The following is a 21,239-nucleotide window of genomic DNA, read 5'->3' as shown; positions in this document are numbered from 1 at the left end:
GGCTGCGTGAAGCCTAGCCCCCCACTCCCGGCCGAACCACGCGAACCCCAATGTTTCCTGCCGCCCACCTCAAAAACCGTTGGCATGACCTCGGAGGTAATCGACCGGCGGTGAGGGGGCGCGGCACAGTGGGGGCGTCGGGTTCCGGGGCCGCGCACTCGGTTCCGGGGTCCGGCTCCCACCTGGCCGTTCGACCTCGACGGAGGCTGATTCCCCATGTCCGCGACCCTGCTCGCCGGTTTCGCCCGTACCTCCGTGCCGCAGCTCGCGCTGCGTCGCTTCCTCGCCCTCGACGCCGTCGTCACCACCGGCAACGGCCTCGCCTACGTCGCCTTCTCCGCGCCGCTGGGGCGGCTGCTCGGGGTCGGGCAGGAGCTGCTCCTGGCCCTCGGTGTCGTGCTCGTGCTGTACGGCGCCGCCGTCGGGTGGCTGGCCTCGCGCAGCCAGCCCCCGGCGCTCGCCGTGAAGGCCGTCGTCGAGACCAACTACGCCTGGGCCGCGCTGAGCCTGGTGGCCCTCGTCGTGTGGTTCTCGCCGACCGTCGCCGGGACCGTGTGGATCCCGGCGCAGGCCCTGACCGTCGCCGGCTTCGCCGCGCTCCAGCAGCTCGCCCTGCGCTCAGTCGCCGAGTGAGCGCAGGTACTTCACCGTCGCCGGGTCGGCCGGGAGCATCGTCTCGATGGCCAGCTCGGCGACGGTCACGTCCATCGGCGTGTTGAAGGTCGCGATGGACGACACGAAGGACAGCAGGTGGCCGTCGTGCTCGATGACCAGCGGGAGCGCGATGTACGGGACGGCCTCCTCCGGTTCGCCGTCGCCCCGGCGTTCGGCCACCGGGTAGGAGGAGACCTCCTCGTACAGCGCGCGCAGCGGCTCGGAGCGGGCCAGGGCGATCTGGCGCTCCATCTGCGCGAGCAGGTGACCGCGCCACTCCCTGAGGTTGCGGATCCTCGGCGCCAGGCCCTCGGGGTGCAGGGTGATCCGCATCGCGTTCAGCGGCGGCGTCAGCAGGTGCTCCGGCAGACCGTCCAGCAGCATCAGGGTGCCCCGGTTGGCGGCGACGACGTTGTACACGGCGTCCACGACCAGCGCCGGATAGGGCTCGTATCCGGTCAGCAGCCGCTCGATGCCCTCGCGCAGGGTCTCCATCGACGGGTCGTCCAGCGCGGTCTGCGCATAGTGCGGGGCGTAACCCGCCGCGAGGAGGAGGGAGTTGCGCTCCCGTACCGGGACGTCGAGGCGGTCGGCGAGCCGGAGCAGCATCTCCTCGCTCGGCCGGGAGCGCCCCGTCTCGATGAAGCTGATGTGCCGGGACGAGGAGTCGGCGCGGCCCGCCAGCTCCAGCTGGCTGATGCCGCGCCGCTCCCGCCATGTGCGGAGCAGGGCGCCGACCGTGGGCGTCGAGGTGGTCATGGGCCCGACGGTAGCCGAGCCCGCCGGGCCGGGGACCCCGGGGCGATCAGCCGACATCGAAGACGTTGCGCAGGCCGAGGCGGTACCGCCACAGGTCGTGCCGCTTGGCGGACTCCATCTCCGGCGACCGGTACAGCGGCCGGACGGTGCACCGCCGCGCCGTCGAACCGTCCCGGTCCAGCAGGCTGTTGACGGCCGCGCGGGCCGAGGCGTTGGCGCCCTCCATCGTCGCCAGGTCGATGTCGACGGCGACGTAGTCCCCGCTGAGGAAGAAGTTCGGTACGCGCGTGTCCGCGCTCGGCCGGTTGCGGAGGGTGCCGACCGGGTGGATCAGCAGCTCGTCCTGGTTGGTGGGGTTCGGGGTGCCGAGCCCGTCCACCCCGGGGTCCAGGAACCACGAATGCAGCTTGGAGTCGGACAGCGGGGTCTTCCCGGTGTCGTTCAGGGAGGCCTTCAGCTGGGCCCACACCTCGCGCGCCACCTCGTCGCGGGTGCACTGCTTGGCCGTCTTCCCGTACAGGATCCCCGCCTTGTCCCACTCGGAGATGTCCACCGACAGGCAGTCGACCGCCGCCCCGTCGCCGTAGTCGGCGGGGAAGTTCCGCGACGGCCAGTGCTCGGCCTGCTGGATCGCCGTCAACGACCAGGGCGAGTCGATGCAGTTGAGGTGGCCGTGCACCAGCGGCGCCCGCTCGGTGAGGTAGAACTGGATGCCGGTCATCCAGTCGGTCTGGAGCCTGTCGCAGCGCCCCAGCATCGGATCGGCGGCCCGCAGCCCCGCGCTCCAGGTGCGCCGGGCGTGCTCGACGGGCAGCGCGCTGACGTAGTGGTCGGCGGTCACGGTCTGCCGAGCGCCGTCCGGGCCCTCGACCACGACCCCGCTCACCCGGCCGTTGCCGTACTGCACCTCCCGTACCGCCCAGCCGATCCTGAACTCCACGCCGAGGGAGCGCAGATGGGCCTCCCACGGGTCGATCCACGCCTCGTTGGTCGGCAGGTTGAGGATCCGGTCCGGCGGGCCGTCCGCCCCGCGGCCCAGCAGGTTGAAGACGAAGGCCTCGCCGAGGGTGCCGACCGTGCGGGTGGAGGCCTCCTCCGCCTTGGTCGCCACGATGTTGCGGGTGACGCCGACGGCCAGGATGCGCTGGTACTCGTTCGACATCCGCGCGGCCCGGGTGAACTCCCACCACGGGGTGTTCTCCCAGACCTCGGTCCGCCGCTCGTCGCAGCTGGTGAGGAAGACGAGCACGCGGTCGACGAAGTACGCCGTCTCGTGCAGCGGCAGCCGCACCATGGTCTGCAGGATGCCGGAGAGGGCGCGCCGCACCTCCTCGGGCGTGAGGGCGGCGGGGGAGTGGCCGGGCCAGGGGATGGGGCCGCGCAGGTCCTCGCGGCCCCCGGCGCGGGCGAACATCATCTCGGGCGGGGCCACCAGGTTGTCCCACACGCCGTTCGCGTTGCCCGCGAAGGGGATCCGCCGCATGGTGTCGGGCAGGTTGTGGTAGATGCCCGGGATGAAGCGGAAGCCGTGCTCGGCGGGCAGCGGTCTGCGCCCGCCGCGGGCACTGCCCGGTACGTCCATGCTGCGGGCCTTGCCGCCTAGCGCCCGGCGTTCGTACACCGTGACGGCGTAGCCGCGCTCGGCGAGTTCGTGCGCCGCGGTCAGGCCCGCCACCCCGCCGCCGAGGACGGCGACGCGCCGGCCGTTCGGCGAGGGCGGTGCGGGTGGCGCGGGCGGTGCCGCCGCGGCCGTCGCGGCGGCCGCGGCCGGAGCCGCCAGGGTCGCCGCGGCCTGGGCCGACAGGGCCGCGGCGCCCGTGCCCGCGATGAACGTACGCCTGGAACTTCCGGTGCCGGCCATGGCGAATGCCCCCTCGTTACCGCTGGTAACAGTCACGTCCGGCGCAGGAGCCTAGGGGGCGCGCGCCGGGGGCGGAAGGTGCAGAAGTACCCGAGCGCACTATGGCGCGAAAGGTTCGATCCGGCGTGCACTGTGGGAACCTTGACTACACGTCACGGGGAAAAGGAGCCGGGTGCATGCCGAGTGAACCGCTGTCGCAGAAGGAGATCGAGGACCGCCTGAGGGAACTCCCCGGCTGGGCCTTCGAGAACGACCGGATCATCCGTACCTACCGACTGGGCACGCACTTCGCGGCCAGCGCGCTGGTCTCCCACATCGCATCCGTCCAGGAGGAGTTGAACCACCACTCCGACCTGACGCTCGGCTACAACACCGTGCGGCTCTCGGTGAACAGCCACGACGCCGGAGGCGTGGTGACCGAGACCGACTTCGCCCTCGCCGAGCGCGTCGAGTCCCTCGCCCCCGCCCACGGCGCGAGCTGATGACCACGCACATACCGACCGCGAAACCCCTGCTCGACTACGACGCGGAGGCCGAAGTCTACGACGCCTCCCGCGGCGGCACCCCTCGCGCCGAGGCCGCCGCGGCGGCCGTCCTCAGCCTCCTCCCGGCGGACGTGGCCACCCTCCTCGACCTCGGCTGCGGCACGGGCATCGTCACCGCCCGGCTCACGCGCCCCGGACTGCGCGTCCTGGGCGCCGACGCGTCCCACGGCATGGCCGCCGCCGCGCTGCGCCGCGGCGTCCCCGTGACCCTCGCCGACGCCGTCCGGCTGCCCGTGCGTTCGGGCTCGCTGGACGCGGTGAGCGCGGTGTGGCTGCTGCACCTGCTGCGGGAGCCCGGGCTGGTGCCCGCGGTCCTCGCCGAGGCGGCCCGCGTGCTGCGGCCCGGCGGGGTCCTCGTCGCCACCGTGGACAAGGACTCCGCGCACGACGTCGGCAGCGACATCGACGCCGTCTTCGCCGCGCACCTGACCCCGACCCCCTCGGACGCCTCCGGGGAGGTCGAGGCCCACGCGGCCCGGGCGGGCCTGCGCCCCGGCGGCGAGGCGCACTTCACCGGCCACGGCCAGGGCCGCACCCCGCGCGGCTCCGCCGAGGCGCTGCTCGCGGGACGGTACGCCTCACGCATCGTCCCGCGCGGCATCACCGCAGCGGAGCTGGCCGCCCGGCTGGAGCTGCTGCCCGACCAGGACACCCCGCGCCCGGAGCCGACGTACCGCCTGCGGAGCTTCGTACGGGTGTGACGCACGGGGCCGGTCCCGGGGCCGGTCTCGGGGCCCGTGCCGGTGCCGGGGCCGGGCCCGGCGCGATCCGGAAGAGACGGCCTACGCCGGCTCCAGCCGCCACCACTGGGACGGGGAGTCGGTGTCCTCGCCCTGCCGGACCCGGCCCTCCGCGTCGGCCTCCAGCGGCAGGCCGCTGATACAGGCGATCAAGGACACCACCCCCGGGGCGTCGAGGTGCTCCTCGACGATCCACTCCTGCGCGCCGAAGGCGTTGGCCCGCCACACCTGCACCCGGGCACCACTCTCCGTCGACGCGTTCGCCACGTCCAGGCGCCGCTCGTTGTCCTCGCTCACCAGGTGGAAGATCCCGCCGCCGCTGTGCACCGGCGCGATCAGCCACCGGCGGGCGGCCGGCGGGGCGGGCGGCCCGTCCGGGCCGACCCGCACCCGGGAGGCGCCCTCCAGCTGGAGCACCAGCCCGCTGTCCACGTTGCGGATCCGGTAGATCCCTTCGGGAAGGTTCAACCCGGTCACCCTCACACGTCGAATTCGGCCGGGTCCGGGCCGATCCGGCGGCCCGCCGCGCCCGCACCCAGGGCGTCCAGCGCAGCCATCTCGGCCGCGTCCAGCTCGAAGCCGAAGACGTCCAGGTTCTCCCGGATGCGGGCGGGAGTCACGGACTTCGGGATCACGACGTTCCCGTGCTGGAGGTGCCAGCGCAACACCACCTGCGCGGCGCTGCGGCCGTGCGCGTCGGCGATGGCGGTGACGGCGGGCAGGGTCAGGAGCTCCTTGCCCTGGCCCAGCGGGGACCACGCCTCGGTCACGATCCCGCGCGCGGCGTGCTCGGCGCGCAGCGCGGCCTGGGGGTGCAGCGGGTGCAGCTCGACCTGGTTCACGGCCGGCACGAGGGCGCTCTCGGCGGCGATCCGGTCCAGGTCCTCGGTGCGGAAGTTCGACACGCCGACCGCCTTGGCGCGGCCGCTCGCGGCGATCTCCTCGAAGGTCTTCCAGATGGCGACGAAGTCGTCGCGCATCGGGCGCGGCCAGTGGATCAGGTACAGGTCGACGTGGTCGAGGCCCAGCTTGGCGAGGGAGTCGTCGAAGGCGCGCAGCACCTCGTCGCGGCCCCACGTCTGCTTCGGGCCGTTCCACAGCTTGGTAGTGACGAACAGTTCCTCGCGCGGCAGCCCGGAAGCGGCGACGGCCTTGCCCGTGCCCTTCTCGTTGCCGTAGATGGCGGCCGTGTCGATGCTGCGGTAACCGGCCTCCAGGGCGGTCCCCACGGCGTGCTCCGCCTCCGCGTCCGGCACCTGCCAGACACCGAAGCCGAGCTGGGGCATGAGCGTGCCGTTGTTGAGCTTGATGGCCGGGACCTGGTTCACGTCGGGTCGTTCCCTCACGTCGGCGCGTTGGTGCGCGGTGGTACAGCGTCGTACGAGGGGCGACAACCGGCCCCTCGTACGACGTATTCCCGCCATGCTGGACGTACTGCGGTGCTCCGACAACGCGGCGAGGTGCGGTGCCGGGCGGCGCGGGTCAGGCAGGATCCGGAAGCGACGACTTAGGTGGCCCCGAGGTACGCCTCCCGCACCAGCGGGTCCGCCCGTACCCCGGCCGGCGTGCCCTCGGCCAGCACCGTCCCGAGGTCCAGTACGACGACCCGCGTGCAGAGGTCCATCACGAAGGCCACGTTGTGCTCGACCAGCAGCACCGCACAGCCCTCCTCCGCCAGCCGCCGCACCACCGCCGCGAGCCGCTCGCGCTCGGGCGCCGACATGCCGGACGCCGGTTCGTCCAGCAGCAGCACCCGCGGCGGATCGGCCGCCGCACGCGCCAGCTCGACCATCCGGGCCTGCCCGACGGGCAGCCCGCCGGCGTACGTGGCCCCGAGCGCGCCGATCCCGCAGTCGGCCAGCACCCGCTCGCCGCGGGTGCGGCGCGCCCGCTCCCGGGCCCGTCGGGCCGGAAGGGCGAGCAGGTCGGCGGCCAGGCCGCCCCCGCCGCCCCGCCACTCCTGCGCCACCAGCACGTTGTCGGCCACGCTGAGCTGACCGAACAACTGCTGTCGCTGAAACGTCCGGCGCATCCCGTGCCGGGCCCGCCACACGGGGGAGCGGCGCGTGATGTCCGCCCCGTCCAGCAGCATCCGCCCCCGGTCGGGCCGCCGGATTCCGGACAGGACGTCGAACAGCGTCGTCTTCCCGGCGCCGTTGGGTCCGATCAGCCCGCACACCTCGCCCGCCCGGATCCCCAGGCCCACCCCGGTCAGCGCCCTGACCCCGCCGAACCGCACGCTGACACCGCTGGCTTCCAGCACGTAGCCGCTCATGTCCCCCTCCCCAGGTAGGCCTCGGTGAGCCGGTCCGCCTCCACCTCGGCCCGGGGGCCGCACCAGGACACCCGGCCCTGGGAGAGGTAGGCCACGGTGTCGGCGACGCCCAGGATCCCGGCCGCCTTCTCCTCCACCAGGAGCAGCGCGGTGCCGGCGTCGCGGAGCTCGGTGAGCAGCGCGTACACCTCCTCCACCACGCGCGGGGCGAGCCCGAGCGAGGGCTCGTCGGCGATCAGCACCGCGGGCGGCCGCTGCAGCAGCGGTGCCAGGGCGAGCATCTGCTGCTCGCCGCCGGACAGTGCCCCGGCGGGAATCCCGCGCCGCTGCGCGAGCCGGGGGAAGCGGGCGTAGACGGTGGCCCGCGCGTCGGCCTCCTTGAGGTACAGGGCCAGGTTCTCCTCGATGGTGAGCGCGGGGAAGATCCCCCGCCCCTCGGGGGCGAGCAGCACCCCGGCCCGCGCCCGCCGCACGGCGCCGTCGCGGGTGGCGTCCCGCCCGCTCACGTACACCGCTCCGCCCGAGACGGGCAGCGAGCCGGCGGCGACCCGGCAGGCGGTGCTCTTCCCGGCGCCGTTGGGCCCGAGCAGGGCGAGGATCTCCCCCTTGCGGACGTCGAGACCGACCCCGTGCAGGACCAACCCCCCGTCGTACCCGGCCGTGACCCCGCGCAGCGCGAGTGCGGGCGCGGCCCCTGCGGGGCCTTCCCCCACCCCGCCCCTTCCCGAAACCGGGCTCCGCCCGGACCCGTCGGGGGCTCCGCCCCCGACCCCCCGCGCCTCAAACGCCGGCGAGGCCGTTCTTTCAGCCCCTCCGGCGTTCGAGGAGCGGGGTCTTGGGCGGAGCCCCGGTTCGGGAAGGGGCGGGGTGGGGGACGAGCCGCCCGCAGGGCCCACCGCCCGCCGCTTCGCCAGCCGCACCGGCACGGCCGCGCAATACCCGTCCGGATCGTTGGCCAGGGCCAGCCCCGCCAGGCCGAACAGGATCACCGGCAGGTGAGCGGACTCCGTCACGTAGTCGGACAGCAGCCGCGGGGCCACCGCGTACACCAGCCCGGCCACCACCGCGTACTGCGGCCGCCGCACACCCGCCGCCACCACCACCGCCAGCCACACCAGCCCCGTCATCGCCGTGAAGTCCGTGGCCGTGATCCGGGTGTTGTACGACGCGTACAGCACGCCCCCGAACCCGGCCAGCCCGGCGGACAGGGTGAACAGCAGCAGTTTCGTGCGCAGTACCGACACCCCCGAGGCCGCCGCCGCTGCCGGAGCCGACCGCACCGCCAGCATGGCGCGTCCCGACGGGGAGTTCCGCAGGGCGCTCAGCCCGGCTGCGACCAGCGCGACCAGCACCACCAGGGCCACCCCCAGCGCCCGGTCGTCGGACAGGTCCACCGGCCCGAACACCGGCCGCGGGATCGACCACCCCGTGTCGCCGTTCCGCAGCCATCTCAACTGGAACAGCACTTGGTCGGCCAGGAACGCCAGCGCCAGCGTGGCCAGCGCCAGGGACCTGCCCCCCAGCCGCAGCGCCGGCAGCGCGACCAGCGCCCCCAGCAGGGCCGCCGCGCACGTGCCCACCGCCAGCGCCGCCACGAACGGCCAGCCCCGGCTCATGAGCAGTCCGGCCACGAGCGCCGCCCCGGTCACGAAGGTGCCCTGCGCCAGCGACACCATCGCCCCCAGCCCGGTCACCACGGTGAAGGACATGAACACGAGCGCGATGGCCAGCCCCTGCGCCAGCAGCCCGCTCCAGAAGGGCGTGGTGACGGTGTAGAACGCAATGCACAGGAGCCCCGCGCCCGCCGCCCATAGCCCCCACCGCCGCCCCCACGACGCCCCGGCCAGGTGGTCCACCGGCGGCGCGTCCACGGCGGCGACGCCCGCCGCCCGCGCCCTGCGGGTCAACACCAGCAGCCCGCCGAACAGGATCAGGAAGGGCACCGCCGTACGGAAGCCGGTGACCGACTCGGCGAAGGACGCGTACCCCGCCACCAGGTTCTGCAGGACCCCCAGCCCCAGCCCGCCGGCGAAGGCGAGCGGTACGGACGCGAACCGTCCGATGACCGCGGCCGTGGCCGAGACGAACAGGAACAGCGTGAAGTCGTGGGCCGACAGCCCCAGCAGCGGGGTCGCCAGGACGCCCGCCAGCCCGGCCAGTGCCGAAGCGATCATCCAGGCCACCGACGACAGCCGGTCGGCGCTGATCCCGCGCAGCTCGGTCAGCGAGCGGTTGTCGACGGCCGCCCGCAGCCGCAGCCCGATCCGCGTGTGCCGCATCAGCACCCACAGGGCCACCGCCACCAGCGCGGTGACCACCCAGGTGATCAGCTGGTCGGAGTCGATGCCGACGCCGTCCGTGAGCTGCCAGGACTTCGCCGGGCTCGGCCCCACGCCCGGCAGCCCGAACTGGTTCTCCGCCGGTTTCACCGGGGCGCCCGCGTCCGCCAGCAGTTCGACCGCCCACAGCCCGGCGGCCGGCAGCGCCACCAGCAGTCCGATGGTCGCGACGATCTGCGCCGTCTCACCGACCCGTGCGAGCCGCCGGAACATCAGCCGGTCCAGCCCCCAGCCCAGACCGGGGGCGAGGACGAGCACCACCAGCAGCGCCGCCGGGACCGCCGGCCAGCCCAGCCCCGAGTGCAGTTCGTAGAAGGTGAGCGCGCACAGGTAGGCGGTGGCCCCGTGCGCGAAGTTGAACAGCCCGGACGCCGAGTACGAGAGCACCAGCCCGGTGGCGAGCAGCGCGTACAGGGCGCCGGAGACCAGACCGCTCAGGACGAAGACGAGCAGATCCCCCATGCCGCACCCCTACTTGAAGGGGATGGGTTCGTAGCACTTGAACGGGACGGAGACCTCGTACGCGCCGTTCTTCAGCTGTACGAGCGCTCCGCAGCCGAAGCTGTCCTTCTGCCCCTTGGGCAGCGCGCGGTCGCCGACGAGCGTGCCGGTGTCGGAGAAGCCCTGCGCGGCGGCCTGGAAGGACTCCACGGTCAGGCCCTTGCCGGCCTTCTGCGCGATCGACACGAACAGGTCGGCCGACATGTACCCGGTCAACATGTGCATGTTGAGCGGGACGTCCTTGCCGCCCGCGGCCGCCTTGATGTCGGCCTTGAACTGCGCCATCTTCGGGTCGGCCGACTCGAACGGTTGGAACTGCAGCAGGACGTGGATGCCGTCGAGGGCCTGCCGGGTGGCGTCCTGGGCGAGCAGCCCGGGGTCGTAGTCGGTGGGGTCGGAGAGCAGCCCCTGGTACCCGCTGCGCTTGAGCGCGGTGAAGAGCCCGATGTTGTTGGGGGTCTGCATGACGGAGACCACGGCGTCCGGGGCCTTGCCGTCGTTGCTGGAGAGGATCTCCTTCACGTACGCGGACCAGTCGCTCGGGACGGCGGTGCCCGGTACGGAGGCCTTGGCGTAGGAGACCTTGAATCCGGCGCTGGTGAAGCCCTGCTGGAAGGTCCGGATGCCGAACTTCCCGGCGTCGCTGTCGTTGGCGATGATCGCGACGGACTTGCCCTGGGCACCGCCGAGGATCTGGCCGATGCCCTCGGGCCAAGTCTGGTTCAGGGTGCCGCCGGGAGTGGGGACCAGGCAGCCGTTGAAGCCGTAGATGTACTTGGGTCCGCAGAAGGAGGGCAGGGTGCCCCAGCCGAAGGTGGGCACTTTCTCCTGCTCCAGGAAGTCGGCGCCGGAGAAGGTCACGGAGCTCATGGGGGACACCGCGAAGACCTTGTCCTGCTGGACGAGCTTGCGGGCGGCCGCCATGTTCTTCGCGGGGTCCTGGCCGTCGTCCTCCGCGCCCAGGTATTCGATCTTGCGGCCGTGGACCCCGCCCTCGGCATTGGCCCTCAGGTATCGCGCCTTGGCGCCGAGGTCGGTGTCCTTCTTGCTGTAGCCGCTGGCGGTGGTCATGGAGACGATGCCCCCGACCTTGATCGAGTCGGCGGTCACCCCGCGCGTGTTGCCGGGCGCGTCACCGGACCCGCCCGGAGAGGTGCCGTTGGTGGAGGCGGAGTTGCAGGCGGAGACGAGCGCGATGGCCGCCGCCGCGGCGGCCAGGGTGCGGATCGGTCGCGACATTTCGGGGATCCCCTCCGGTCGGAATCCCCGCATTCTGTGTGTGACCTGACGGATCGTCAATATCCATGGCGAGGTGAAGTGATGAACCGTCAGATGCGCTGATCCCGTGCTCCGGAAACACGGTTCACGTCCGGTAGAGCGCGGCGACCTCCTTCTCGTAGGCCTTCTCGATCGCCCGGCGCTTGAGCTTCAGCGAAGGGGTCAGCAGCCCCCGCTCCTCCGTGAACTGCTCGCCCAGCACGCGGAAGGTGCGGATCGCCTCCGCCTGTGACACCAGGGTGTTGGCGGCCACCACCGCCCGGCGGACCTCCGCCGTCAGCTCCGGGTCGCTCACCAGGTCCGCGGCCGGCATCTGCGGTCTGCCGCGCATCGACAGCCAGTGCGCTATCCCCTCCGTGTCCAGGGTGAGCAGCGCCGCGACGTACGGCCGGTCGTTGCCCACCAGCACGCACTGCGCCACCAGCGGGTGCGAACGGACCCGCTCCTCCAGCGCCGCCGGGGCGACGCTCTTGCCGTTGGACGTCACCAGGATGTCCTTCTTGCGCCCGGTGATGGTCAGGTAGCCGTCCTCGTCCAGCCGCCCCAGGTCCCCGGTCGCCAGCCAGCCGCCCCGCAGCACCGCCTCCGTGGCCCGCGGGTCGCCCAGGTACCCGGAGAAGATGTGCCCGCCGTGCAGCCAGACCTCCCCGTCGTCCGCGATGTGCACCGTGCTGCCAGGGATCGGCCGGCCCACCGTCCCGTACTTCGTCGCCTCCGGGGGGTTCGCCGTGGCGGCCGCGCAGGACTCGGTCAGCCCGTACCCCTCGAACACCGTGATCCCGGCGCCGTCGAAGAACAGCCCGAGGCGGCGCGACATCGCGGACCCGCCCGACATGGCGTACCGCACCTGCCCGCCCATCGCCTCGCGGACCTTGCCGTAGACGAGCTTCTCGAAGAGCTGGTGCTCCATCCGCAGCGCCGTCGAGGGGCCCGGCCCGGTGCCGAAGGCCTTCTGCTCGCGCGCCTCCGCGTACCGCACGGCAGTCTCCACGGCCCGGTCGAAGGGCCCCGTACGCCCCTCCGCCTCCGCCTTGCGGCGGGCGGCCGCGAAGACCTTCTCGAAGACGTAGGGGACGCCGAGCACGAAGGTCGGCCGGAACGCCGCGAGGTCCGGCACCAGCTCGGCCGCCGCCAGCACCGGCTGGTGCCCGAGCTTGACCCGCGCCCGGACGGCCGCCACCTCCACCATCCGTCCGAAGACGTGGGCCAGCGGCAGGAAGAGCAGCGTCGACGGCCGGTCGCCCTGCCGGCCCTGGAACACCGACTCCCAGCGGGCCACCAGGGTGTCGGTCTCGTACATGAAGTTCGCGTGCGTGAGCACGCACCCCTTGGGGCGGCCGGTGGTCCCCGAGGTGTAGATCACGGTCGCCGTCGCGTCGGGAGTCACCGCGCCGCGGTGGCGGTGCACGACGTCCTCGGCGACCGACCGGCCGTCGGCGACGAGCGCGTCCACGGCCCCGGCGTCCAGCTGCCACAGCAGTCTCAGGTGGGGGAGCCGGTCGATGACCGACCCCACCGTCATGGCCTGGTCCTCGTTCTCCACGACACAGGCCGTGCAGTCGGTGTCGTAGAGGATCCAGTGCACCTGCTCGGTGGAGGAGGTCGGGTAGACGGGGACGGGCTGGGCGCCGATCGCCCACAGGGCGAAGTCGAAGAGCGTGAACTCGTACCGGGTCCGGGACATGACGGCCACCCGGTCCCCGAAGCGCACCCCCTGGGCCAGCAGCCCCTTGGCGAGCGCGAGCACCTCGGCGGCCAGCTCGCCGGAGGTCACGTCCCGCCACACCCCGTCGGTCTTCCGGCCGAGGACCACCCGGTCCGGCTCCTCCCGGGCGTGCTGGAAGACGACGTCGGCCAGCCCGCCGACGGGCGCGCCCGTGATGATCGGTGGGACGGTGATCTCGCGCAAGGCCCCGCTCCTCTCCGCGCGCCGCGGTGAACGTACCTCAGCGTCAAGGGGGGTTGATCGACGTTCGGATACCTCCACAAGACCTCCCCAGTGATCACGCGGTTCACGCCGCTGACGTGCGGGTCAGAGGGCGCGGGCGGCCCGGTGTGCGCCCGGCGGTCGCTCCCGTGCGCCGGGTGTCCGGCAGGTGCGCCGGACGGCGCGCCGGGGGTCTGGCGGGTGTCCGGCGGGCGGCCTGCCGGGTGGTCCGGCGGGCGCCCTGCCGGGGTCCGCCGAGCGGTACGAGGGGCGGCCCAGCGGTCCACCGGCGCGGGGTCCACCGGGGCGGGGCGGTCAGCCGGTGCGGGTGAGCCGGTCCGCTCCGGAGAGGACCGCCGCCGCCAGGGCCTCGGCCGCGGGCGACGCACGCGGCCCGCGCACCAGCGCGAACTCCACCGGCCCCAGCTCGGGCAGCCCGCCCACCCGCACCAGACCCGGCGGGACCAGCCCCCGGGTGTGCGCCATCACCCCCAGCCCGGCCCGGGCCGCCGCCACCAGGCCGCTCAGGCTGCCGCTCGTACACGCGATCCGCCACGCCCGGCCGTCCCGTTCCAGCACCTCCAGGGCGCGCGCCCGGGTGATGCCCGGCGGCGGGAAGACGATCAGCGGAACCGGCCGCTCGGGATCCACCCGCAGCCCCTCCGCGCCGATCCACACCATCCGGTCCCGCCAGACCAGGCGGCCCCGCTCGTCCCCGGGCCCCCGCCGCTTCGCCAGCACCAGGTCCAGGCGCCCCGCGTCCAGCCGCTCGTGCAGCGTGCCCGACAGCTCCACCGACAGTTCCAGGTCCACCTCGGGATGCTCGTGCCGGAACCCCTCCAGGATCTCCGGAAGCCGCGACAGCACGAAGTCCTCCGAGGCCCCGAACCGCAGCCGCCCCCGCAGCCGCGTGCCCGTGAAGAAGGCCGCCGCCCGCTCGTGCGCCTCCAGGATCGTGCGCGCGAAGCCGAGCATCGCCTCGCCGTCCTCCGTCAGCTCCACACTGTGCGTGTCCCGCAGGAACAGCGGCCGCCCGGTCGCCTCCTCCAGCCGCCGCACGTGCTGGCTGACCGTGGACTGCCGTACCCCGAGACGCCCCGCGGCCTGCGTGAAGCTCAGCGTCTGGGCCACAGTGAGGAACGTCCGCAACTGCACCGGGTCGTACATCCCCCCATCCTAGGTCCGTTCATCGCGATACGTGATGACAGTGAGAGCGGTGTACGGGTTTCCCGATGACCGGAGGGGCCCGACCATGGAGGGACACCGTGAAGGGACGGAGAGCACCCGGTCCCACCCGCCCCGACAGCAAGTGAGCACCGCGCATGCGCCGCCCGCACCTCCCCGCCTGGCTCCCCCTGGACCCGTACATCCTGGCCCTGCTCGCCACCGTCGGCCTCGCCGCCCTGTACCCGGCCCGCGGCACGGCCGCCACGGCCGCCGGCGCCGCCGCCACCGCGGCCGTGGCCCTCCTCTTCTTCCTCTACGGCGCCCGGCTCTCCACCCGCGAGGCACTCGACGGCCTGCGCCACTGGCGGCTGCATCTCACCGTGCTCACCTGCACCTTCCTGCTCTTCCCGGTCCTCGGCCTGGCCCTGTGCGCCCTCGCCCCCGGCCTCCTGCCGCCCGCGCTCCAGAGCGGCCTGCTCTTCCTCTGCCTTGTCCCCTCGACCGTCCAGTCCTCCATCGCCTTCACCTCGATCGCCCGCGGCAACGTCCCCGCCGCGATCTGCGCCGGCTCCTTCTCCAGCCTGGCCGGCATCGTGCTCACCCCCCTCCTCGCCGCCGTCCTGCTCGGCGGCCGCACGGGCGGCTTCTCCCTCGACTCCCTCCTCAAGATCACCCTCCAGCTCCTGCTGCCCTTCCTCCTGGGCCAGGCCCTGCGTCGCTGGGTCGGCGGCTTCCTCACCCGCCACAAGAAGACCCTCGGGTACGTCGACCGCGGCTCGATCCTGCTCGTCGTCTACACCGCCTTCAGCGCGGGCGTGGTCGCCGGCATCTGGCAGCAGGTGAGCCCGCTGCGCCTGGGCGCGCTGATGCTCCTGGAAGCCGTACTCCTCACGGTCATGCTGCTCGTCACCTGGTACGGCGCGGCCCGCCTCGGCTTCGGCCGCGAGGACCGCATCGCGATCCAGTTCGCCGGGTCGAAGAAGAGCCTGGCCGCCGGACTTCCCATGGCCAGCGTGCTGTTCGGGGCCCAGGCCGGCCTGGCCGTGCTCCCGCTGATGCTCTTCCACCAGATGCAGCTGATGGTCTGCGCGGTCCTCGCCCGGCGCCGCGCGGAGGACCCCCTGCCCGAACTCGCCGCCGACCGTGTGGCGGAGGTCTCCCGCTCGTCCCAACAGGTGGCTCCCCAGGGCCGGTAACGTGCGGTGGTGACCTGGATACGCCCGCTCGGCGCCCACGCCGAACGCCCCTGCACCCTGGTGGTCTGCCGCGGCTGCTGCTGCGGCGACCCCCGCAAGAACCCCGGCTCCGACCACGCCGGCCAGCTCGCCCGGCTGCGCGAGGCCGCGGCCGCCTCCGGGGGCCGGCTGGCCGTCCGTACGAGCGACTGCCTCGGCCCCTGCGCCCAGGCCAACGTCATCGTGGTCCAGCCCACCACCGAAGCCCGCCGCCGCGGCGCCCGCGCGGTGTGGTTCGGCTGGGCCCTCGACGACACCGCCACGGACGAGATCATCGCCTGGGCCGAATCCGGCGGCCCGGGCGCCACCCCGCTCCCGGCCACCCTGGACCTCCACCGCATCGACCCGCCGGCCCCGAAGCCGCCGGCCAACACCGGCCGCCGCCCCCGCCGGGGGCGCTGACGTGCGCGACTACAACCTCGCCCGCGCGGTGACCATAGCCCTCAGCGTGCTGTTCGGCCTGCTGTTGCTGCTGGCCCTGGCCTTCGGCCTGTTGGGCGGCAAGTCCTCCCCGCCGCTGACGGAGGCGGACGTCACCGGGACCTGGCACGGCGACCGCGGAGCGCGGCTGGAGGTGCTGGCCGGCGGCCGGGCCCGCCTCTCGGACGCCTCGGGCTGGGAGTGCTCCCGGGGCGAGAAGCCCGGCGTGTTCACCGGCGAGGGGAGCTGGACCCTCGGCCACCCCCCTGACGAAAACCCGGGGATCCTGCTCAAGTTCAGCCCCGACGGAACCCCCGCGATACAGGAGTGCACCGACTGGTTCCTGCTGAGCGGCACCGGCAAGGGGGGCACCACGGGCGACGGCGGCGACGTGCGGGCCACGTTCCTCGGCTACAAGCGCGGTGCCGCGGAGCTGTTCCGGCGCGCCGCTACAGGGTGATCCGCTCCTCGCCCGCGTAGATGTTCATGTCCGGGCCCCGCAGGAAGCCGACCAGGGTCATGCCCGACTCCAGCGCCAGGTCCACCGCGAGCGAGGACGGCGCCGAGACCGCCGCCAGCACCGGGATGCCCGCCATCACGGCCTTCTGCGCGAGCTCGAAGGAGGCCCGGCCCGACACCAGCAGGACCGCCCCCGTCAGCGGGAGCCGTCCCGCCTGGAGCGCACGGCCGACGATCTTGTCCACCGCGTTGTGCCGGCCCACGTCCTCGCGCAGGTCGAGCAGCTCGCCCTCCGCCGTGAACAGACCCGCCGCGTGCAGGCCGCCCGTACGGTCGAAGACCTTCTGGGCCGCGCGCAGCCGGTCCGGGAGCCCGGTGAGGACCTCCGCCGGCACCTGTACCGGATCGGCGGCGACCCCGGGGAAGCGGCTCGCCGTCCGGACCGCGTCCAGGCTGGCCTTCCCGCACAGCCCGCAGGACGAGGTGGTGTAGACGTTCCGCTCCAGCGTGATGTCCGGTACCGGGACCCCGGGCGCCAGCTGCACGTTGACCACGTTGTAGGTGTTCGAACCGTCCTGCGTCGCCCCCTCGCAGTAGGTGACCGCCTGGACGTCGGACGCAGCGCCGAGCACCCCCTCGCTCACCAGGAAGCCCACCGCCAGGGCGAAGTCGTCACCCGGCGTGCGCATCGTGATGGCCAGCGGCCTGCCGTTCAGCCGTATCTCCAGCGGCTCCTCGGCCACCAGTGTGTCCGGGCGGACACCCGCCCCGCCGTTCCGGATCCGGACGACGCGACGGCGCTCGGTGACCCGTCCCATGGTGATCAGCCCACCCCTTCTGTTTCTCGCCGATGCCCGACGTATTCATTCTCGCGGTTCCGCATCCGACCTGGTCCCGGGCAGGGGGCTCCTCGGGAAGCTCCAAAATCAGGGGCCGGAATCCTGTCGGGTCACACGCACCCGTACCCACCGGTAGCAGGCAAAGCTGGGTGATCCTGACTTGCCTACGAGGGGGGACCCGCCCATGACCGGTTCACGCGTGGTGGCGCTAGGGCACTACCAGCCCGCGAAAGTGCTCACCAACGAGGACCTCGCGGCCATGGTCGACACCACCGACGAGTGGATCCGTTCCCGCGTCGGCATCCGCACCCGCCACGTCGCGGGCCCGGACGAGCCGGTCGACGAGCTCGCCTACCACGCGGCCGGGAAGGCGCTCGCCGGCGCCGGCCTGACCCCGGACGACATCGACCTCGTCCTGGTCGCCACCTCCACCGCGATCGACCGCTCGCCCAACATGGCCGCGCGCGTCGCCGCCAAGCTGGGCATGGGCGGCAGCCCCGCCGTCATGGACATCAACGTCGTCTGCTCGGGCTTCACCCACGCCCTGGCCACGGCCGACCACGCCATCCGGGCCGGTTCCGCCACCCGCGCGCTGGTCATCGGCGCCGACAAGATGGCCGAGATCACCGACTGGACCGACCGCACCACCTGCGTGCTCACCGGCGACGGCGCCGGCGCGGCCGTCGTCGAGGCCTGCGAGGAGCCGGGCATCGGCCCCGTGCTGTGGGGCTCGGTCCCGGAGATGGGCAACGCGGTCCGCATCGAGGGCTCGCCGCCGGTCTTCGCGCAGGAGGGCCAGTCCGTCTACCGCTGGACCACCAGCCAGCTCCCGCCGCTCGCCCGCAAGGTGTGCGAGAAGGCCGGGATCACCCCCGAGGAACTGGCCGCGGTCGTCCTCCACCAGGCGAACCTGCGCATCATCGAGCCGCTCGCCGCCAAGATCGGCGCGGTCAACGCCGTCGTCGCCCGCGACGTCGTCGAATCCGGCAACACCTCGGCGGCCAGCATCCCCATGGCCCTGTCGAAGCTGGTCCAGCGCGGCGAGATCCCCTCCGGCGCCCCGGTCCTCCTCTTCGGCTTCGGCGGCAACCTCTCCTACGCCGGCCAGGTCATCAGCTGCCCGTGACGCTCTCGGCGGCCGTTCCCCGCGCCTGCGCGGCGGGGGAGCGGCCGCCCTCGGCGACCACCGCGCCCACCAGGACGACCGCCAGGGCCACCAGCTGGCCGGCTCCCGTCCAGCCGGTCCCCACGGGCACCGTGGCGAGCGCGAGCACCAGCGCCGTCGCGCGGTAGCGGGCCGGCCCGATGCCCAGCACCGCACGGAAGACCAGGTTCCCGGCCAGGTAGAGGGCGACCCCGCCGGCCAGCGCGACCGCCGGGCCGGTGTGCAGGTGCTCCCCGAGGTGCCCGATCGTCTTCTTCACACCGGCCGCGAAGACGGCGATGCCCAGCAGCACGGGCAGGAAGGCGTAGTAGTACGCCCCCATCGCCAGCTTGAAACGCCGCTCCGGCGGGGTCTGCGCGAAGACCTCCTCGGCCCGGCCCTCGTCGCGCACGAAGTACATCCACCACATCGCGGACGCGATCGTGAGCGCGAGGAAGGCGCCGCCCGCGATGCCGGCGGACAGCGGCAGCGAACCCACCCCGATGCCGATCGCGATCACCGACTCGCCGAAGACGATGATCAGCAGCAGACCGTGCCGCTCCACCAGGTGCGCCGCGTTCATCCCGCCGAGCTGGTCGCCGACCGTCTGCTCGGCCGTCTCCAGCTGCGCCGCGGCCCCGCTCGCCGCGACCCGCTGCACGACCATCGGCGTCACGAACTGGAGCAGCAGCGCCAGCAGCCACAGTCCCCAGGCCGGCAGCCCGTCGAAGAACCCGGCGGCCGTCACCGCCAGCGCGCACAGCACGTTGGGCAGCGCGAACCAGAGCACCCCGCGGCCGTGCGCCTGCGTGAACAGCGCTCCGTGGACGAGTACGACCAGCAGGTACCCCAGGCCGAACGCGACGCCGCCCGCCCCGAAAGCGGTGGGCACGGCCAGCGCGCACACCATGAACGCGCCCATGGCCAGCATGAGCAGCACGCGCCGGACGGTCCGGTCCGGCGGCACCTGGTTGGTCAGGTGCGCGTAGCCCCCGTACATCCAGAACAGCACGGTGAAGATCAGCACCACCTGCCCCGCGCCCCGCGGGGTCAGGTCGTCCGCCAGCAGCACCGTCAACTGCGTGATGGTGAAGACGAAGACGAGGTCGAAGAACAGCTCCAGCGTGCTGACGCGGTGCTCGGTTTCCATGCGCGGCTCCCCCCGGATGTGTGCGCAGCCATCCGACCGCCCGGCGCCGCCGCTGTCCACCCCGATGCCGATATCCGCAAGCCGACCGGTCCCGCCCGCCCCGGGCCGTCCCCACCCCCGCTCGCGACGAGACGCCCCGTCCCGCCGCTCCCTCCGCGGCATGCCCGCAGGTCAGCCCGGCGTGGCGGACCACCCGCCGCCCGGATAAGTGGTCGGAGACCCGCCGATCCTTTGCTATTGTTGTCCATGTCGCCGCGGGAAACCGGGGCCGACCACCGGTCCGGGTGGCGGAATGGCAGACGCGCTAGCTTGAGGTGCTAGTGCCCTTTATCGGGCGTGGGGGTTCAAGTCCCCCCTCGGACACAAGCAAGAGCCCCACACATCGTGTGGGGCTCTTCTGTTTCTCCACCTCTGTTCCCCCGGCCTCCGCCGGGTCCGTTCACCTACCCAGCACCACCAGGCCCGTCGGGCGGGTCAGGCTGCCCGGGGTCACCGACGTGAAGGTGTGGGGGAGGGACAGGCGGGGGGTGGCGCCGTCCGGGGCGGCTTCGAAGAGGTAGGCCGCCGCGGCCGTGGTGTCGCTGACCAGGTGCGGGCCCTGCGCCCCCGCCGCCGCGGCCTCGGCGAGCGGGGTGCGGAAGAGCAGCCGGAGGTGGCGCAGGGTCTCCGGGGTGACCGGGGCCCGCATCGGCCGGGGCTCGGGCCGGCCGGACCCTGGCCCGGAGCCGGGTTCCACGGCGGGCGCGGCCGCGGCGTCCGGGGGGATCGCGCCCGTCAGGAGCAGGGCCAGGAGGACCGGCACGGCCTTGCGGCGCAGTGCCTCGGTGGCCGAGCGCAGCCGGTGGGCATGGGTCGCGGGCAGCGACAGCGCCAGGCTCCCCGCGGCCCCGCCCGCGGCGATGGGAACGGCCGAGCAGACGACCTCCGGCGCGTACTCGAGCAGGTCGAAGACGGGAGCGCCCGGAGCCACCGCGTCCAGCGCGGTGAACAGGGCCCGGCTGTCGGTGATGGTCTGCGGAGTGAGCCGGGCGGGCCGGTGCCGGGCCACGTGGTCCGCGCGGCGGTCGTGGTCGAGCTGCGTCAGCAGGCACTTGCCGACCGCGCTGGCGTGCGCGGCGTCCCGGAAGTCGACCCACTCCCGCACTGGCGGGGTCGCCGGCCCGGCCGCCATCTGCGTGATGTGGACCTCGCCCCCCGCGTACCGGCTGAGGTACACCGCGGCGCCCGCGCTGTCCCGGGCCAGGGCCAGGGTGCGCTGGAGCTGCCAGGCCAGGCCGTGGCCGCCGGGGGCGGCGAGCCGGTCCAGGGCCGGGCCGCGCCCGTACACCCCCACCCCCGGCCGGTACGCGTACTCCTCCTCGCACAGCATCGCCAGGAGCGGGCGCAGCTCCGCCTCCGCCAGGCCCGACTCCCGCGCGAGCTGGCCGGCCCGGACCCCCAGCGGATGCCGCTCCAGGACGCGTACGACGGCCAGCGCGCGGCGGGCCTCCGCCAGCGCCTCGCCCGTACCGCCCTGTACGACGGTCCCGCGCGCCGCGGCCGTCAGCGCGGGGTGGCGCAGCGGCCCGGCGGCCGGCCGGGCCGCCGCCACCGGCGCGACGACCGCGACGGGGACGGGCGGCGGGAGGAACGCGCCCAGCGCCCCCGACAGCCCGGGCCTGGGCAACGGCACCGGACCCAGGTCGGGATCCTCGAACTGGTCGACGTAGCGCAGGACGGCTGCCTGCGCGCACAGCCGGATCTCCCGCAGGTCGCGCCGTCCGTTCGGCCGGAATCCGCGGCGGCCCAGCTCCCGCGCCCAGTGCCGGGCGTCGTGGTGCTCGCCGCGCCGGGAGTGGTCGAGGAAGAGGCAGTAGGCGGCCGCGGGGGCCCGCGCGCTGCCGGAGGCCGCGGCGAACTGCCACCAGAACCGGGCGCCTTCGCGCATCCCGGCGAGGTGCAGCAGG

General features: G+C 73.6%; 18 protein-coding genes, 1 tRNA gene and 1 pseudogene. 8 read left to right on the top strand and 12 right to left on the bottom strand.

The genetic code is table 11. The features are described from left to right. The first annotated feature begins 216 nt into the window (after positions 1-216). Entirely contained in the window at positions 217-633 is a 417-nt protein-coding gene (locus tag OHA91_RS07915; protein ID WP_031158006.1) for a hypothetical protein, read from the top strand. Here the strand turns inward: OHA91_RS07915 and OHA91_RS07910 are convergent. Continuing rightward, positions 619-1,413 carry a helix-turn-helix domain-containing protein gene (locus tag OHA91_RS07910; RefSeq protein ID WP_266493463.1) on the bottom strand — a complete coding sequence of 265 codons (795 nt, stop codon included), beginning with the start codon at positions 1,411-1,413 and terminating at the stop codon, positions 619-621. The genes OHA91_RS07915 and OHA91_RS07910 overlap by 15 nt on opposite strands. A 46-nt stretch (positions 1,414-1,459) precedes the next feature. Next, positions 1,460-3,274: a hydroxysqualene dehydroxylase gene (locus OHA91_RS07905; protein WP_328741101.1), complete on the bottom strand. Its 1,815-nt coding sequence runs from the start codon at positions 3,272-3,274 to the stop codon at positions 1,460-1,462. A 176-nt stretch (positions 3,275-3,450) separates the two neighbouring features. On the opposite strand from OHA91_RS07905, the gene OHA91_RS07900 reads away from it, so the two are divergent. Continuing rightward, positions 3,451-3,756, top strand: coding sequence for a 4a-hydroxytetrahydrobiopterin dehydratase (locus tag OHA91_RS07900; protein ID WP_031157999.1), 306 nt, complete (start codon positions 3,451-3,453; stop codon positions 3,754-3,756). Then, the gene (locus OHA91_RS07895; protein ID WP_328738919.1) at positions 3,756-4,520 is read left to right on the top strand and encodes a class I SAM-dependent methyltransferase; all 765 of its coding nucleotides are present in this window, start codon (positions 3,756-3,758) and stop codon (positions 4,518-4,520) included. The genes OHA91_RS07900 and OHA91_RS07895 overlap by 1 nt, the downstream gene beginning before the upstream one ends. A gap of 81 nt (positions 4,521-4,601) precedes the next feature. Here the strand turns inward: OHA91_RS07895 and OHA91_RS07890 are convergent, their stop codons facing one another. From OHA91_RS07890 to OHA91_RS07860, 7 genes are all read right to left on the bottom strand, one after another. Next, on the bottom strand, positions 4,602-5,027 hold the full coding sequence (locus tag OHA91_RS07890; protein WP_031157994.1) for an RICIN domain-containing protein: 426 nt from the start codon (positions 5,025-5,027) through the stop codon (positions 4,602-4,604). An 11-nt stretch (positions 5,028-5,038) separates the two neighbouring features. Beyond that, positions 5,039-5,887, bottom strand: a complete 849-nt coding sequence (locus OHA91_RS07885; protein WP_266493472.1) for an aldo/keto reductase — start codon at positions 5,885-5,887, stop codon at positions 5,039-5,041. A 179-nt stretch (positions 5,888-6,066) separates the two neighbouring features. Further along, entirely contained in the window at positions 6,067-6,834 is a 768-nt protein-coding gene (locus tag OHA91_RS07880; RefSeq protein WP_328738918.1) for an ABC transporter ATP-binding protein, read from the bottom strand. After that, on the bottom strand, positions 6,831-9,635 hold the full coding sequence (locus OHA91_RS07875) for an ABC transporter permease subunit (protein WP_266493477.1): 2,805 nt from the start codon (positions 9,633-9,635) through the stop codon (positions 6,831-6,833). Before OHA91_RS07875 ends, OHA91_RS07880 begins: the two co-directional genes overlap by 4 nt. Positions 9,636-9,644: 9 nt before the next feature. Further along, positions 9,645-10,913, bottom strand: a complete 1,269-nt coding sequence (locus tag OHA91_RS07870) for an ABC transporter substrate-binding protein (protein WP_328738917.1) — start codon at positions 10,911-10,913, stop codon at positions 9,645-9,647. Positions 10,914-11,037: 124 nt separating this feature from the next. Beyond that, positions 11,038-12,861, bottom strand: a complete 1,824-nt coding sequence (locus OHA91_RS07865; protein ID WP_328738916.1) for an AMP-dependent synthetase/ligase — start codon at positions 12,859-12,861, stop codon at positions 11,038-11,040. A 333-nt stretch (positions 12,862-13,194) separates the two neighbouring features. Next, positions 13,195-14,046 carry a LysR substrate-binding domain-containing protein gene (locus tag OHA91_RS07860; protein ID WP_031157979.1) on the bottom strand — a complete coding sequence of 284 codons (852 nt, stop codon included), beginning with the start codon at positions 14,044-14,046 and terminating at the stop codon, positions 13,195-13,197. Between the two features lie 155 nt (positions 14,047-14,201). Here OHA91_RS07860 and OHA91_RS07855 point away from each other — a divergent pair, with 155 nt between their 5' ends. From OHA91_RS07855 to OHA91_RS07845, 3 genes are read left to right on the top strand one after another with little or no spacing between them, the layout of a single operon-like run. Further along, the gene (locus OHA91_RS07855) at positions 14,202-15,242 is read left to right on the top strand and encodes a bile acid:sodium symporter family protein (RefSeq protein ID WP_328738915.1); all 1,041 of its coding nucleotides are present in this window, start codon (positions 14,202-14,204) and stop codon (positions 15,240-15,242) included. A gap of 9 nt (positions 15,243-15,251) precedes the next feature. Continuing rightward, positions 15,252-15,683, top strand: coding sequence for a (2Fe-2S) ferredoxin domain-containing protein (locus tag OHA91_RS07850; RefSeq protein ID WP_328738914.1), 432 nt, complete (start codon positions 15,252-15,254; stop codon positions 15,681-15,683). 1 nt (position 15,684) lies between these two features. Then, entirely contained in the window at positions 15,685-16,161 is a 477-nt protein-coding gene (locus tag OHA91_RS07845) for a hypothetical protein (protein ID WP_328738913.1), read from the top strand. Here OHA91_RS07845 and fdhD read toward each other — a convergent pair. Next, positions 16,151-16,978 (bottom strand): formate dehydrogenase accessory sulfurtransferase FdhD, encoded by an 828-nt coding sequence (gene fdhD / locus OHA91_RS07840; protein ID WP_328738912.1) that lies wholly within the window; start codon positions 16,976-16,978, stop codon positions 16,151-16,153. The genes OHA91_RS07845 and fdhD overlap by 11 nt on opposite strands. A 205-nt stretch (positions 16,979-17,183) precedes the next feature. Between fdhD and OHA91_RS07835 the strand changes: the two genes are divergently transcribed. Next, positions 17,184-18,125, top strand: coding sequence for a beta-ketoacyl-ACP synthase III (locus OHA91_RS07835; RefSeq protein WP_031157972.1), 942 nt, complete (start codon positions 17,184-17,186; stop codon positions 18,123-18,125). Here the strand turns inward: OHA91_RS07835 and OHA91_RS07830 are convergent. Beyond that, complete coding sequence (locus OHA91_RS07830; RefSeq protein ID WP_051893933.1) at positions 18,112-19,293, bottom strand: low temperature requirement protein A; 1,182 nt, start codon at positions 19,291-19,293, stop codon at positions 18,112-18,114. The two genes, OHA91_RS07835 and OHA91_RS07830, sit on opposite strands and share 14 nt — an antisense overlap. 278 nt (positions 19,294-19,571) lie before the next feature. On the opposite strand from OHA91_RS07830, the gene OHA91_RS07825 reads away from it, so the two are divergent. Continuing rightward, positions 19,572-19,656, top strand: a tRNA-Leu gene (locus OHA91_RS07825). 412 nt (positions 19,657-20,068) lie between these two features. On the opposite strand, the pseudogene OHA91_RS39845 reads toward OHA91_RS07825, so the two are convergent. After that, a pseudogene (locus OHA91_RS39845) lies at positions 20,069-20,788 on the bottom strand (IclR family transcriptional regulator domain-containing protein); the annotation flags it as partial. Positions 20,789-21,239: the final 451 nt, after the last annotated feature.

Source organism: Streptomyces erythrochromogenes, assembly GCF_036170895.1.
In the GTDB taxonomy this organism is placed as follows: Bacteria; Actinomycetota; Actinomycetes; order Streptomycetales; family Streptomycetaceae; genus Streptomyces; species Streptomyces erythrochromogenes.
The sequence above is the reverse complement of the archived record's forward strand: the minus strand, read 5'-3'. Positions and strand labels throughout refer to the sequence as shown.

Bases quoted from the DNA above. Each gene is read 5' to 3' on its own strand.
- OHA91_RS07915 (WP_031158006.1), top strand. From the start codon at position 217: ATGTCCGCGACCCTGCTCGCCGGTTTCGCCCGTACCTCCGTGCCGCAG.
- OHA91_RS07910 (WP_266493463.1), bottom strand. From the start codon at position 1,413: ATGACCACCTCGACGCCCACGGTCGGCGCCCTGCTCCGCACATGGCGG.
- OHA91_RS07905 (WP_328741101.1), bottom strand. From the start codon at position 3,274: ATGGCCGGCACCGGAAGTTCCAGGCGTACGTTCATCGCGGGCACGGGC.
- OHA91_RS07900 (WP_031157999.1), top strand. From the start codon at position 3,451: ATGCCGAGTGAACCGCTGTCGCAGAAGGAGATCGAGGACCGCCTGAGG.
- OHA91_RS07895 (WP_328738919.1), top strand. From the start codon at position 3,756: ATGACCACGCACATACCGACCGCGAAACCCCTGCTCGACTACGACGCG.
- OHA91_RS07880 (WP_328738918.1), bottom strand. From the start codon at position 6,834: ATGAGCGGCTACGTGCTGGAAGCCAGCGGTGTCAGCGTGCGGTTCGGC.
- OHA91_RS07875 (WP_266493477.1), bottom strand. From the start codon at position 9,635: ATGGGGGATCTGCTCGTCTTCGTCCTGAGCGGTCTGGTCTCCGGCGCC.
- OHA91_RS07870 (WP_328738917.1), bottom strand. From the start codon at position 10,913: ATGTCGCGACCGATCCGCACCCTGGCCGCCGCGGCGGCGGCCATCGCG.
- OHA91_RS07860 (WP_031157979.1), bottom strand. From the start codon at position 14,046: ATGTACGACCCGGTGCAGTTGCGGACGTTCCTCACTGTGGCCCAGACG.
- OHA91_RS07855 (WP_328738915.1), top strand. From the start codon at position 14,202: ATGCGCCGCCCGCACCTCCCCGCCTGGCTCCCCCTGGACCCGTACATC.
- fdhD (WP_328738912.1), bottom strand. From the start codon at position 16,978: ATGGGACGGGTCACCGAGCGCCGTCGCGTCGTCCGGATCCGGAACGGC.
- OHA91_RS07835 (WP_031157972.1), top strand. From the start codon at position 17,184: ATGACCGGTTCACGCGTGGTGGCGCTAGGGCACTACCAGCCCGCGAAA.
- OHA91_RS07830 (WP_051893933.1), bottom strand. From the start codon at position 19,293: ATGGAAACCGAGCACCGCGTCAGCACGCTGGAGCTGTTCTTCGACCTC.